The sequence below is a fragment of the Archangium sp. genome (assembly GCF_036389735.1).
Classification (GTDB): domain Bacteria; phylum Myxococcota; class Myxococcia; order Myxococcales; family Myxococcaceae; genus Archangium.
This window is the reverse complement of record NZ_DASVWK010001073.1, coordinates 23,556-36,571: the sequence shown is the minus strand read 5'-3', so window position 1 is coordinate 36,571 and position 13,016 is coordinate 23,556. Positions and strand designations below refer to the sequence as shown.

At 68.7% G+C, this 13,016-nt stretch carries 9 protein-coding genes; all 9 read left to right on the top strand.

Annotation, left to right across the window (positions count from 1 at the left end; all coding sequences use genetic code 11):
* The first annotated feature begins 13 nt into the window (after positions 1 to 13).
* The 9 genes from VF794_RS38615 to VF794_RS38575 all read left to right on the top strand — a co-directional run bounded on the left by VF794_RS38615 (position 14) and on the right by VF794_RS38575 (position 13,000).
* Positions 14 to 4,411 (top strand): amino acid adenylation domain-containing protein, encoded by a 4,398-nt coding sequence (locus tag VF794_RS38615; RefSeq protein WP_331118525.1) that lies wholly within the window; start codon positions 14 to 16, stop codon positions 4,409 to 4,411.
* Positions 4,408 to 6,054: a cyclic peptide export ABC transporter gene (locus VF794_RS38610; RefSeq protein WP_331118523.1), complete on the top strand. Its 1,647-nt coding sequence runs from the start codon at positions 4,408 to 4,410 to the stop codon at positions 6,052 to 6,054. The genes VF794_RS38615 and VF794_RS38610 overlap by 4 nt, the downstream gene beginning before the upstream one ends.
* Before the next feature lie 105 nt (positions 6,055 to 6,159).
* Positions 6,160 to 7,488, top strand: coding sequence for a glycosyltransferase (locus VF794_RS38605; protein ID WP_331118521.1), 1,329 nt, complete (start codon positions 6,160 to 6,162; stop codon positions 7,486 to 7,488).
* Positions 7,489 to 7,584: 96 nt separating this feature from the next.
* Positions 7,585 to 8,124: a hypothetical protein gene (locus VF794_RS38600; protein WP_331118519.1), complete on the top strand. Its 540-nt coding sequence runs from the start codon at positions 7,585 to 7,587 to the stop codon at positions 8,122 to 8,124.
* Between the two features lie 23 nt (positions 8,125 to 8,147).
* Positions 8,148 to 9,146: a M28 family peptidase gene (locus tag VF794_RS38595; RefSeq protein ID WP_331118517.1), complete on the top strand. Its 999-nt coding sequence runs from the start codon at positions 8,148 to 8,150 to the stop codon at positions 9,144 to 9,146.
* Positions 9,143 to 9,679: a hypothetical protein gene (locus VF794_RS38590; protein ID WP_331118515.1), complete on the top strand. Its 537-nt coding sequence runs from the start codon at positions 9,143 to 9,145 to the stop codon at positions 9,677 to 9,679. Before VF794_RS38595 ends, VF794_RS38590 begins: the two co-directional genes overlap by 4 nt.
* Positions 9,680 to 9,760: 81 nt before the next feature.
* Positions 9,761 to 11,350, top strand: coding sequence for an MBL fold metallo-hydrolase (locus VF794_RS38585; protein ID WP_331118513.1), 1,590 nt, complete (start codon positions 9,761 to 9,763; stop codon positions 11,348 to 11,350).
* A 104-nt stretch (positions 11,351 to 11,454) separates the two neighbouring features.
* Complete coding sequence (locus VF794_RS38580) at positions 11,455 to 11,673, top strand: MbtH family protein (RefSeq protein ID WP_331118511.1); 219 nt, start codon at positions 11,455 to 11,457, stop codon at positions 11,671 to 11,673.
* 4 nt (positions 11,674 to 11,677) lie between these two features.
* Positions 11,678 to 13,000: a PLP-dependent aminotransferase family protein gene (locus VF794_RS38575; protein ID WP_331118509.1), complete on the top strand. Its 1,323-nt coding sequence runs from the start codon at positions 11,678 to 11,680 to the stop codon at positions 12,998 to 13,000.
* Positions 13,001 to 13,016: the final 16 nt, after the last annotated feature.

Here is a 13,016-nt window from a genome sequence, read left to right as displayed (position 1 = left end):
GCTGCCCGAGTACATGGTGCCCTCCGCCTTCAGGGTGTTGGACGCCCTGCCCCTCTCCCCCAACGGCAAGGTGGACCGCAAGGCCCTCCCCGCCCCGGAGGCCACCCGCTCCGAGCAGCACACCTACGTCGCGCCGCGCACGCCCACCGAGCAGCTCCTGGCCTCTCTGTGGACCCAGGTGTTGGGCGTGGAGCGCGTGGGCGGCGGTGACAACTTCTTCGAGTTGGGCGGCCATTCGCTGCTGGCCACCCAGGTGGTGTCCCGCATCCGCGCCTCCTTCGGCGTCGACCTGCCCCTGCGCTCCCTCTTCGAGGCTCCCACCGTGGAGTCCCTCGCCCTCCTGGTGGACGCCGCCGTGCGTACTGGCCAGGGCGTGCAGCGGCCTGAACTGGTGGCTCAGCCGCGCACGGGCGAGCTGCCCTTGTCGTTCGCCCAGCAGCGCCTGTGGTTCCTCGAGCAGCTCGAGCCGGGCCTGCCCACCTACCACATCCCTCTCGCCATGCGGCTGGAGGGGACGCTCGACGCGTCCGCGCTGGAGCACAGCATCCAGGAACTGGTGCGCCGTCACGAGTCGCTGCGCACCACCTTCCGCCCCACCGGGACGGAGGCCGTCCAGGTCATTCACTCCAACGCCTCGCTGTCCCTCCCTCTCGTCGACTTGAGCACGCTGCCCCAGTCCCAGCAGGAGGGCGAGGTGCGACGTCTGGCGGAGGAGGAGGCCCAACGCGCCTTCGATCTCATCCATGGCCCCCTGCTGCGAGTAAAGCTGCTGAAGCTCGGGGAGACCCAACACGTGCTGGTGCTGACGATGCACCACATCGTCTCCGACGGCTGGTCCATGGGCGTGCTCATCAAGGAGGTGGCGGCCCTGTACCAGGCCTTCGCCTTGGGCCAGCCCTCGCCGCTGCCGGAACTCTCCCTCCAGTACGCGGACTACGCGGCCTGGCAGCGCAACTGGCTGCGGGGTGAAGCACTGGAGACGCAGCTCGCCTACTGGCGCCAGCAGCTCGCCCAGGCGCCCCAGGTGCTGGAGCTGCCCACCGACAGGCCCCGGCCTCCCGTGCAGTCGCACCGCGGAGCCAATCTCCCCGTCCGGCTCCCCCCGGAGCTCTCTCGCGCCATCACCACCCTGGGCCAGCGCGAGGGCGCCACGCCCTTCATGGTGCTCCTCGCGGCCTTCCAGGCCGTGCTCTCGCGCTACTCGGGCCAGCGGGACATCAGCGTCGGCTCGCCCATCGCCGGCCGCACGCATGCGGACACCGAGGGCCTCATCGGCTTCTTCGTCAACACGCTCGTGCTGCGCACCCGCCTGGAGGGCAATCCCTCCTTCCGCGAGCTGCTCGGCCGCGTGCGTCAGGTGGCCCTGGGCGCCTATGCCCACCAGGACCTTCCCTTCGAGAAGCTCGTCGAGGAACTCAAGCCCCAGCGCAGCTTGAGCTACTCGCCGCTCTTCCAGGTGATGCTCGTCCTGCAGAACACCCCCGTGTCGGTGATGGCTGGCTCCGAGGGCTCCCGCCCCTCGCTGGAGATGCACCCGCTCGAGGTGGAGGGTCAGACGGCGAAGTTCGACCTGACGCTCTCGCTCTCCGAGACGCCCGAGGGCCTCATCGGCTCGCTGCAGTACAACACCGACCTCTTCGAGTCGGCGACGGCGGCCCGGTTGCTGGGCCACCTCCAGGTGCTGCTGGAGGCGGCCACCACCAACCCCGAGCTGTCGCTCTCCGCCCTGCCCCTGCTCCCCGAGGCCGAGCGCCAGCAAATGCTGGTGGCCTGGAATGACACCCAGGCCGAGCGCCCGTGGGCAGGCTGCATCCACGAGCTCATCGAAGCCCAGGCCGCGCGGACGCCTCATGCCGTGGCCGTGGTGTACGAGGAAGGCCAGCTCACCTTCTCCGAGCTCGACCGCCGGGCCAACCAGCTCGCCCAGGCCCTGCGCTCGCGCGGCGTCGGGCCCGAGGTGCGCGTGGCCCTGTGCATGGAGCGCTCGCTGGACATGGTGGTGGGCGTGCTGGGCATCCTCAAGGCGGGGGGTGCCTACGTCCCCATGGACCCGGGCTACCCCTCCCAGCGCCTGGCCTTCATGCTCCAGGACTCTCGCGCTCGCCTCGTCCTCACCCAGCAGCGGCTGTGCCAGCGGCTGGCCCCGCACGGCCTGGAGGCCCTCGCCCTGGACGGAAACGTGCTCTCTGGTGAGAGCCACTCCGCTCCCGCTCGCTTGAGCGAGCCCGGGCACCTGGCCTACATCATCTACACCTCGGGCAGCACCGGTCTGCCCAAGGGCGTGATGATCCAGCACGCCTCCGTGGTGAACCTGCGCGCGGCACTCGACGAGACCGTGTACGCGGGCGTGGAGGGCGCTCTGCGGGTGAGCGTGAACGCGCCGCTCGCCTTCGACGGCTCGGTGAAGCAGCTCATCCAGTTGGCCAATGGGCACGCGCTGTGCGTGATTCCGGAGGAGGCTCGCGCGGATCCGCGGCGGATGCTGGGCTACCTGGAGAAGCACCGCATCCAGGTGCTGGACTGCACGCCCTCGCTGCTGCGGCTCATGCTGGAGGAGGGCCTGGGCGCGTCCGGCACCTGGACTCCCGAGCGTGTGCTCGTGGGTGGCGAGGCCGTGGACGAGGCCACCTGGGCCACCCTGTCCCAGCACCCGCGCATCGCGTGCTTCAACGTCTACGGCCCCACCGAGTGCACCGTGGACGCGACGGTGCGCGCGGTGCGCGGGGCTCCGGCGCTGCCCACCATCGGCCGACCCCTGCTCAACGTGCGCACCTACGTGCTGGATGAGCGGATGGAGCCCACCCCGGTGGGCGTGCCCGGCGAGCTGTACATCGGCGGGGCGGGCCTGGCGCGTGGCTACCACGGCCGTCCGGAGCTCTCGGCCGAGAAGTTCGTCCCCAACCCCTTCAGCACCCAGCCCGGCGCACGCCTCTACCGCACCGGGGATCGGGTGCGTTACCTGGCCGGCGGGGAGCTGGAGTACCTCGGCCGCATCGACCACCAGGTGAAGCTGCGCGGCTTCCGCATCGAGCTGGGCGAGATCGAATCGGCGCTGGGGCAGCACCCGGAGGTGAAGCAGGCCGCGGTGCTGGTACGCAAGGATGGCAACAGCCCCGAGCGGCTGGTGGCCTACGTCGTCGCCAGGGAGGGCCAGAAGGTGGAGGCCAGCGCACTGCGCGCCTTCCTCGCCGAGCACCTGCCCGAGTACATGGTGCCCTCGGTCTTCCTGGTCATGGACGCCCTGCCGCTCACCACGCACGGCAAGGTGGATCGCAAGGCCCTCCCCGTTCCGGAGGCCAGCGGCGTGACCGGCCCGGACTTCGTCCCGCCGCGTGACACCCTGGAGGCGATGCTGGTGCACGTCTGGGAGGAGCTGCTCGGCGTCCAGCCGGTGGGCGTGCGGAGCAACTTCTTCGAGCTGGGTGGCCACTCGCTGCTGGCGGTGAGTCTCATGGCGAGGATCCGCGAGTTCACCGGAAGGAGCCTCCCGCTGACCGCGCTGTTCCAGGAGGCGACGATCCAACACCTCGCGGAGCTGCTGCGGCGGGAGGAGGAGGCCGGGCCCTGGTCTCCGTTGGTGCCACTGCGGCGCGCGGGGAGTGCACGGCCCTTCTTCCTCGTCCACCCGGTGGGCGGCAACGTCCTCTGCTACGCGGAGCTGGCGCGGCAGCTGGGCCCTGATCAGCCGCTCTACGCGCTCCAGGCGCCGGGGCTGAAGGGAGAGCAGCCGCCCCTCGGCACCATCGAGGAACTGGCCGCCTACTACGTCGAGGCCATCCGCACCGTGCAGCCCACGGGTCCCTACCTGCTCGGCGGCTGGTCGCTGGGCGGCGTGGTGGCCTACGAGCTGGCGCAGCGCTTCCAGCGCGCGGGCGAGCAGGTGGAGCTGCTGGCGCTCATCGACTCCAGCGTCCGTCAGGCCGACGCTCCCGACGAGGCGGAGGTCTCCCGGATCGCCATGCACTTCGCCTGGGATCTGTTCCGCACCGCCGGGATGGAGCTCCAGCCTCCGGAGAACCTCTCGGAGCTGGGACCGGAGGCGCTGCTGGAGGCGCTGCTGGAGCAGGGCCGCGTGGCCGGCCTCATCGCTCCGGGAGCGGAGGCGCAGGAGTTCCGGGCGCTCTTCCGTGTCTTCGAGAGCAACCTCCGGGCGTCCTTCCAATACCGCCCCAAGCCCTACACGGGCACGGTCACCCTGCTACGGGCCAGCGAGCCGCCCCTGGCGGAGGGCGAGGACGCGGACCACGGCTGGAGTGCCCTGGCCGCCCGGGTGGAGCGCCATGAGCTGCCCGGAGACCACTACACCCTGTTGCAGCGGCCCCACGTCCAGAAGCTGGCCGAGCGGTTGAAGGAATGCCTCGCGCCAGCCCTCCAGGCGCCTGGTCTCATCAAGGGCGGGAGGAGCGCATGAGGCTGATCACCTTCTTCATCCGCGGTTCGAAGTGGGGCTTCGCGCTCGCGGTGCTCTGCGGGTTGCTCTCCGGGGTGGGCAGCGCGGGGCTCATCTCACTCATCAACGCCGTGCTGGCGGGCACTCCGCCGGCCAGCGCCGGCCTGCGCTTCATCGGCTTCGGGGTGTTGGCGCTGGGGACCCGGGTGGCCTCGCAGATCATCCTGAACAATCTCCAGCAGGGCGTGGTCCAGGAGCTGCGTACGGAGCTGGTCCGCCGGATCCTCGCCGCCCCGCTGCGTCGGCTGGAGGAGGCCGGGGGTCATCGCGTGCTGGCGGTGCTGACGGAGGATGTCCTCATCATCAGCACCAGCCTGATGTGCATCCCCCACATCTTCATCAACTCCACCATCGTCGTCGGCTGTCTGTCCTACCTGGCGTGGCTCTCGCCGCGCGTCTTCCTGGCGCTGATGGCCTTCGCCACGGTGGGCTTCCTGTCGTACCAGCTGCCCGGCGCGCGGGCCATGGCCTCGCTCCGGGCGTCCCGGGACACGCAGGACTCGCTCTACAAGCACCTCGGCTCCGTCATCCACGGCGTCAAGGAGCTCAAGCTCCACCCCGGCCGGAGGGCGGCCTTCCTCGAGGAGTCCCTCGGCAAGACCATCACCGCGATGCGGCGCCTCAACACCTATTGCTTCAACGTCTTCGCCGCCACCAGCAGCTGGGGGATGTTCCTGTTCTTCATCTTCATCGGGCTGCTGCTCTTCGTGCTCCCCGTGGACGGGGCGAACGGCGGCGGCACGTTGGTGGGCTACACGCTCACCATCCTGTATCTCCAGCAGCCGCTGGAAGGGCTCTTGAGCAACATCCCCTACCTCGGCCGGGGCAGCGTCTCGATGCGCAAGGTCGAGCAGCTCGCGCAGCTGGGCGAGGACCCCGGGAAGACCATCGGCCCCCTGCTCCCCGCCAAGACGCCCTTCACCCGCCTGGAGCTGCTCGACGTCACCCACTCCTACCACCGCGAGCGCGAGGACAGCCGCTTCACCCTGGGGCCCCTCTCCCTGACGCTCGACAAGGGCGAGCTGGTCTTCCTGGTGGGAGGCAATGGCAGTGGAAAGACGACGCTCGCCAAGCTGCTCACCGGGCTGTACTCGCCGGAGTCCGGCGAGGTGCGGCTCGATGGCGTCCCCATCACGGAGCAGGATCGGGAGCGCTACCGCCAGTGCTTCTCGACGGTGTTCTCCGACTTCCACCTCTTCGAGTCGCTGCTGGGGCTCGCCCCCACCGATCTGGTGCCCAGGGCCCGGCAGTACCTGGAGCGGCTCCACCTCGACCACAAGGTGAAGATCCACGACGACGGCACGCTGTCCACCACCGAGCTGTCCCAGGGGCAGCGCAAGCGGCTGGCACTGCTCACCGCGTGGCTCGAGGACCGTCCCATCTTCGTCTTCGACGAGTGGGGCGCGGACCAGGATCCCATCTTCAAGGAAGTCTTCTACACGGAGCTGCTGCCGGAGCTGAAGCGCGCTGGCAAGACGGTGCTGGCGATCAGCCACGACGATCGCTACTTCCACCTCGCCGACCGGGTCCTCCACCTCGAGTCCGGCAAGCTGCTCTCCCGAGAGGGGGCGGCTCCTTCCGGAGGACGGCAACTGGCTTCGTAAGGGCCATCCCAGCGAAGTCCGGCATTAAACAAAATTCGCGTAGTCCTGTTTTCCAGGGCAATTCACGGATATCCTGGGGACCCCATTTTTCAGGGAGTTCCCTGGATGCAACCCTCCACCGCGCCCACTGATGCCCGTTCCAAGGCCACCTTCCTGCTGACGTCGCCGAGCATGACGGGTCATCTGATGCCCGTGCTCGATCTGGCGCGGGGGCTGGTGTCACGAGGACACCGGGTGCTCGTTTTCACGGCGGCCTCGGCGCGCCCCCTGGTGGAGGCCGCTGGAGCGGTGCTGGTGCCCTATCAGCACTACCGGGAGGTGAAGGAGCGCCTGGAGCAGGCCGAGAAGACCGCGCCGCGATGGATGGAGCGCTGGCCGATACTCCAGTACCTCCGCATGCTGTGGATCGCCAGAGGCGCCATTGTCGACAGCACCCGGGACTTCGTCGAGGAGCTCGAGCCCGTGCTGCGCCGCGAGCGGGTCGACTGCCTGGTGTATGACTTCGTCAGCTTCGGCGCGGGCCATGCCGCCGAGCGGGTGGGCATCCCCGCCGTCAGTGTCAGCAACGTCGGCGGCGTCATCGACGACCAGGGACTGCCTCTGCTGTTGCGGACGTTGCCCCTGGCCCGGTGGGTGAGCCGCGTGCCGAGGCTGGTGCATCGGGTGACGGACGTGCTGTTGCCGCTGCGCCGGGTGCGCGCCTCGCTCGGCCTGCCGCCCCGCTCGGACGAGCACGCGGAGATCTTCCAGATGAACGCCTCACGCGAACTCAACCTCGTCATGGCGCCGCACTGTCTGGTGGAAGGCCTCGCCCTGCGCGACCACCAGCTCTTCGCGGGCCCCTCGACTTTCGATGGAGGGCCCAAGCAGCCAACGACGGAGCTACCGCCGCTCGAGCCCGGCACCGTACTGGTGAGCACCACCACCGTGGGCGGCGATGGGGGCCTGCTGCGCCGGGTGCTCGAGGGCGTGGCGCCGATGGGGGTGCCAGTGCTGGCCACCACGTCGGTCAACCGGAAGGTGCCCGAGGGACTGGGGCCTCACATCCGCCTGGAGCGCTTCGTTCCGCACGAGCAGGTCTTCCCCCAGGCGGCGGCGGTGGTGACGCATGGCGGCCTGGGCACGGTGGCCCGGGCGCTCCAGCATGGCGTGCCCATGCTCATCATCCCCCTCTTCTCCGACCAGCCACTCAACGCGGCGCTGGCCGCGGCGCGGGGACTCGCCTATCACCTGCCGCGGGAGAGCTCCTCTCCAGAGGCCATCCGCGAGCGTCTGGAAACCCTGCTGAAGGATGAGCTGCTGCGCGCGCGGCTGAAGCAGGTGGCCGAGGAGCTCCGACAGTTGCGGTCTCGTGCCCCGGCCCTCGAGGCCCTCGAGCAGCTGGCGCTGGGGGACTCGGAGCACAAGGCGGCGGAGCCCAGGATGGCGGCCTGAACCCTCCGCTTCCAGTACCTACAGGAAGAGCGCGGCCCGCGTGATAGATTGGTGTTCATCTCCCAATCCATGAACTCCTCTCTCTTCCGATGTCTCGTGGCGAGCCTGGCCCTGCTCGCCCCCCCGGCGCTGGCGCAGGCGGGTCACGAGTTCTCCCTGGGCGCGGGAAACTTCTCCTACAACTCCTTCCAACGGGCCTCGACGCCCATCACCACCTTCGAGGTGGCGTATCACCGGCGCCTGGCGGGCGAGGGACTCCGGCGCGGCCTGCGCCTGGGTGGGGGATTGAGGACCGGCCTGCCGGCCGCCAAAACGAACTTCCCCCTGGAGGCCTTTGTCCAGGCGCAGCTGTCGGCGCGGCTGGGCCCCTGGGAGCCGGTGTTGGGCCCCGAGCTGGGGGTGAGCGGTTTCGCGATGCTCCTCAAGTCGAAGATCATTCTCCCGGTGGAGATGAATGCCCTGGAGGACGCGCGGCTGAGCCCGGCGTACGTGGCGTTCGTCGCGGCCCCGCTGCGCTTCCACTTCGGGCCCGTCGTCTTGAGCGCGCTGGAGCTGCACCTGGGCACCAGCGCGCCCTTCTTCGGTCAAGCCATCCGCACGCAGCTGGGGCTCGTGCGAGTGGGGGTGGTTCTATGAGCACGTCACGTCGAGTCACGAGGATGGGCCTGACTGGAGCCGCGCTCCTCGGGTTGCTGTCCTGCTCCCGGCCGGTGGTGCTGGAGGGGGCCCGGCTGGAGCAACTGGCGGAGGTGGCCGCCCAGGTGGACGAGGGCCGGTTGATGGGCCTGGTCTCCGAGGTGGTGAAGGCGCACCAGGAGGACACTCCGCTGGGCTGCGCGTGGCTCACCGAGGATCAGCGCTCGCGCTACGAGGTGGTCTGTCACCTCACGCGGGAGAAGGCCGCGGCGCTCGTGCAGGCGCGCTTCGAGGAGCTCGGCTTGAGCGTGCGGCGCCACGACTCCGCCACCACGCCCTTCCCCACCTCCAACATCATCGCGGAGATACCGGGTGTCTCGCGGCCCGAGGAGGTCGTGCTGGTCGGCGCGCACTATGACGCCTTCTACGACGGGGCGGACGACAACAGCACGGGCGTGGCGGCGCTGCTGGAGCTCGCCCGCGTCCTGTCGCGATACAAGTTCGATCGGACGGTGCGCTTCGTCGGCTTCGACATGGAGGAGTTCGGTCTCGTGGGCAGCGCCCGGTACATCGAGCAGATCGGTTCCGAGCGCATCGTGGCCTCGATGGTCTTCGACTGCATCGGCTACTACGACACCCGGGAGGGCACCCAGCAGTCGCTGCCGGGCCTGCCCTCGCCCAGCACCGGCGACTTCCTGGCCGTGTTCGGCAACGACGCCTCCAGCCAGCGCGTCTCCGAGCTCTTCGCGCTCAACGACGCCCTGAAGCTCGCGAAGGTCACCCCCATCATCGCGCCCCGGGATGGCACCGCGCCCCTCACGGGAGATCTGATGCGCAGCGATCACGCGCCCTTCTGGCTCACCGGCCGCGAGGCGGTCTTCCTCACCGACACCGCCAACTTCCGCAACCGCAACTACCACCAGCCCACGGACACGGTGGACACGCTGAATCCCACCTACTTCCGGCGCACGGTGCAGATCTCCGCCGCCACCCTCGCGTACTGGGCAGGAGGCCCGCGATGAGGCGCGCTCGGCTCGTACGACTCCTGGCCTGTGTCCTGGGGCTGTTCGCCGCCGGAGGAGCCCAGGCCCAGGAGTCCGGGGAGCATCAACTCACGCTCTACAGCCGAGCAGGCGCTCTGGTGTACCTCTCGGATGCGAGGACCACGGGCGGCATGGGCGCTGGCGTGGGGCTGCGCGACACCCTGCGCGAGCGCTTCATCCTCCAGGCCGACTTGAGCTACCTGATGATGATGGGCAACGTGGGCACGCTCCGATTGGGTGCCGGCGTGCAGCGCCGCGGCACGTACACCCCGGCCGTGCTCCTCACGCTCACCACCTTCTTCGGGGATCGCCTGGCCTTCCTGACGCCCGAGCACCCGACGCCCGTGCGCAGCCCCGCGATGGCGCTCGGGGTGAGCGTCGCGCCGGTGCGCTTCACCCACCAGGGCCTGCAGCTGTCGCTGCTAGAGCTGGGAATCGGTGTGGGGAGCGACCTGCCAGGGTTGGGCCTGTCCTACCAGCTTGGTCTGCTGGAGATAGGCACCACCTTTTAGGCCGCCTGCCCTGCCTCGCGGTGGGGCACCCATGGTACTTCTTTCCTGGTCTGCCGGGCCTCCGCGGCCCGAGGAGCACCCATGTCCCAGCCCGCGCTGTACTTGAAGCAGAACGTCGCCGTCGAGCCGCTCTATAACCAGTGGTACGCGTGGTACTACCTCATCACGCCCGCCACCGCGCCGCTCTACGTGGCCAACCTGCATGTGAAGATCATGCAGTCCTTCGTGGCCAACCCGGCCATCCACGTGGCTGCGTTGAAGAACCCGGCACTGGCGGGCGGCCCCTACCTCAACTACGGCGTCGAGCGGGTGGGCGAGGTCAAGGAGCTGCTGGAGCGCACGCTCAAGGAGCAGGAGTCCACGATGCGCTTCGCCCAGGCGGTGGCGGAGCTGGACAAGCTGCTGGCCTCCTCCAACGGCCACTCGCTCGAGGAGCTGTACAAGAAGGTCCCGGACATCCTCCAGGGCTACGTGGAGCTGACGTACGACCTGAACAACCGGGCCTCGCCGCGCTTCTTCGAGGCGCTGCTCTATGGGGGTCCCCACTACAAGGAGAACGCGCAGAGCCTGTCCTTCCGCCTGCTGCAGGGCGATGCCCGGCCGTACGTGTTCAGCACGCCGCGGCTCGACTCCGACAAGGACACCCTGCACGTGAAGATGCCCTTCCGCCACGAGGCCATCGACAAGCTCTTCGCCATGCGGCGCACGCCCGGCCCCGTGGAGCCCATGCGCGAGGAGCTGGGCCTGTCCAGCAAGGACGCCGAGCTGTTCTCCACGTTCTTCACCGAGCAGGCGCCGCGCCCGGTGCCGAAGTACGACGGGGACGGCGTGCGCCTGCGCTACTTCGGCCACGCCTGCGCCCTCATCGAGACGCGCGACGTGACCATCCTCACGGATCCCGTCGTCAGCTACGACTTCCCGAGTGACTTCCGCCGCTATACCCACGCGGATCTGCCGGAGCGGATCGACTACGCGCTCATCACCCACGGCCACGCCGACCACTTGATGTTCGAGACGCTGCTGCAGTTGCGCCAGCGCATCGGAACCGTGGTGGTGCCCGCCGCGGCGGGCGGTGGGCTGGCGGATCCCTCGCTCAAGCTGATGCTGCAGAAGCTCGGCTTCAAGAACGTGGTGGCCCTCAGCGAGATGGACTCCCTGCCGGTGCCGGGCGGGAGCATCACCGGCCTGCCCTTCATCGGCGAGCACGCGGATCTCAACATCCAGTCGAAGATCGCCCACCTGGTGCGGCTCCAGGGCAAGTCCATGCTGATGGCCGCGGACTCCAACGCGATCGAGCCGCGCCTGTATGATCACGTCCACGCGATGGTGGGTGACATCGACGTGCTCTTCCTGGGCATGGAGTCCGAGGGCGGTCCGCTCAGCTGGCTGTACGGGCCGCTGATGCCCACGCCGCTGCCGCGCAAGATGGATCAGTCGCGGCGCCTCAACGGCTCCAACGCCGAGCGGGGCACGGAGATCGTCCGGCGGCTCAAGCCCAAGCAGGTCCACATCTACGCCATGGGCCGCGAGCCGTGGCTGGGCCACATCATGGTGCTGGGCTACCACGAGAACGCGCCGCAGCTCGTCGAGGCGCGCAAGCTGATGGCCTACTGCGCCGAGCACGGGATCACCTCCAGCCTGCCCTACGGCCACGCGGAGATGTTCCTCTAGGAGCGAAGTGCCGGGCCCGGGCCAGATTCCGCCATGGGCCCGATTCGGCTACGCTGGAGAGGGGCGCCCAGCCGCCCCACCACACCCCACAGGGAGCAGACAACATGAGCGAGCATGAGGACACGACTATCTACAAGGTCGTGGTGAACCACGAGGAGCAGTACTCCATCTGGCCGGCGGACCGGGAGAACGCGCTGGGCTGGAAGGACGCGGGCAAGCAGGGCCCGAAGGCCGAGTGCCTCGAGTACATCAAGCAGGTGTGGACGGACATGCGTCCCTTGAGCCTGCGCAAGAAGATGGAAGAGCCGGCCTCGGGTCGCTAAGCACATGCTGCTCCAAGGCGCCCTGCATCCTTCCCTGACGGATCCGACCCTGGACGTCATGAACTTCTTGAATGAGGTCGCGCTCCGCTTTCCGGAGGCGATCTCCTTCGCGCCCGGCCGGCCGAACGAGAAGTTCTATGACACCCAGCAGCTCACGTCGTATCTCGACGCGTACATCCGCCATCTCGGTCAGGAACGGGGTCTCTCCGAGGAGCAGATCAGGACCCAGCTGTTCCAATACGGCCGGACCAACGGAAGCATCCACGGGCTGATCGCGCGGATGCTGGAGAAGGACGAGGGCATCAAGGCGCCTGCCGAGTCCATCGTCGTCACGGTGGGCTGCCAGGAGGGGATGTTCATCTCCTTGCGCGCGCTGTTCGCCAGGCCCACCGATGTCCTGCTGGTGGGCATGCCTTGCTACATCGGCATCACCGGCGCGGCCAAGCTGCTGGGCATCGAGGTCGTTCCGGTGACCGAGCGGGAGGATGGTCTGGATCTGCGGGAGCTCGAGCGGACGTTGGAAGCGCTCCGAGCGGAAGGAAAGCAGCCCCGGGCGCTCTACCTCGTCGCGGACTTCGCCAACCCGTCCGGGCGGAGCCTTCCGGAGCCCGCGCGCAAGCGGCTGCTGGAGATCGCCGCGCGCTCCGAGATGCTCATCATCGAGGACAACCCCTACGGTTTCTTCTTCCGGGAAGGCCCCCGCAAACCCACCCTCAAGTCGATGGATGACAAGGGACAGGTCATCTACCTGGGCTCGTTCTCGAAGTCCGCCTTCCCGGGCCTGCGTGTGGGCTACGCCGTGGCGGACCAGCGGGTCCTCGGCGCGGCGGGCGACCAGCACCTGCTGGCGGAGGAGTTCTCGAAGATCAAGAGCATGCTGTCCGTGAACACGTCGTCCATCTGCCAGGCCATCATTGGCGGCATGTTGGTGATGAACGACTGCAGTCTCCTGCAGGCGAACCACGAGGCCATCCGCTTCTACAAAGAGAACATGGATGCGACCCTCCAGGCCCTGGAGCGCCACTTCCCGCGAAGCGAGGACTGGGCACGTGGCGTGACGTGGAACGTCCCGGACGGTGGCTTCTTTCTCGTGGTGAAGCTCCCGATAGAGGCGGATGAGGCCCTGCTCGAGGAGTCCGCGCGGCACTACCAGGTCCTCTGGACACCGATGAGGTACTTCTACCTGGGCGCCGGTGGCGAATACGAGCTCAGGCTCTCCTGCAGCTACCTCACACCCGCGAAGATCGAAGAGGGCGTGTCCCGCCTGGCCAGGCTGATCAAGGCGGTGATGGAGCAGCGGCAGGCACGAGCGCTCCAGGCGGGTTGACCCGGAGCGCCCGCCG

Excerpts from the sequence above, each read along its gene's own strand:
- VF794_RS38615 (WP_331118525.1), top strand. The coding sequence starts at position 14 with ATGGTGCCCTCCGCCTTCAGGGTGTTGGACGCCCTGCCCCTCTCCCCC.
- VF794_RS38590 (WP_331118515.1), top strand. The coding sequence starts at position 9,143 with ATGAGGCGCGCTCGGCTCGTACGACTCCTGGCCTGTGTCCTGGGGCTG.
- VF794_RS38605 (WP_331118521.1), top strand. The coding sequence starts at position 6,160 with ATGCAACCCTCCACCGCGCCCACTGATGCCCGTTCCAAGGCCACCTTC.
- VF794_RS38585 (WP_331118513.1), top strand. The coding sequence starts at position 9,761 with ATGTCCCAGCCCGCGCTGTACTTGAAGCAGAACGTCGCCGTCGAGCCG.
- VF794_RS38580 (WP_331118511.1), top strand. The coding sequence starts at position 11,455 with ATGAGCGAGCATGAGGACACGACTATCTACAAGGTCGTGGTGAACCAC.
- VF794_RS38595 (WP_331118517.1), top strand. The coding sequence starts at position 8,148 with ATGGGCCTGACTGGAGCCGCGCTCCTCGGGTTGCTGTCCTGCTCCCGG.
- VF794_RS38610 (WP_331118523.1), top strand. The coding sequence starts at position 4,408 with ATGAGGCTGATCACCTTCTTCATCCGCGGTTCGAAGTGGGGCTTCGCG.
- VF794_RS38575 (WP_331118509.1), top strand. The coding sequence starts at position 11,678 with ATGCTGCTCCAAGGCGCCCTGCATCCTTCCCTGACGGATCCGACCCTG.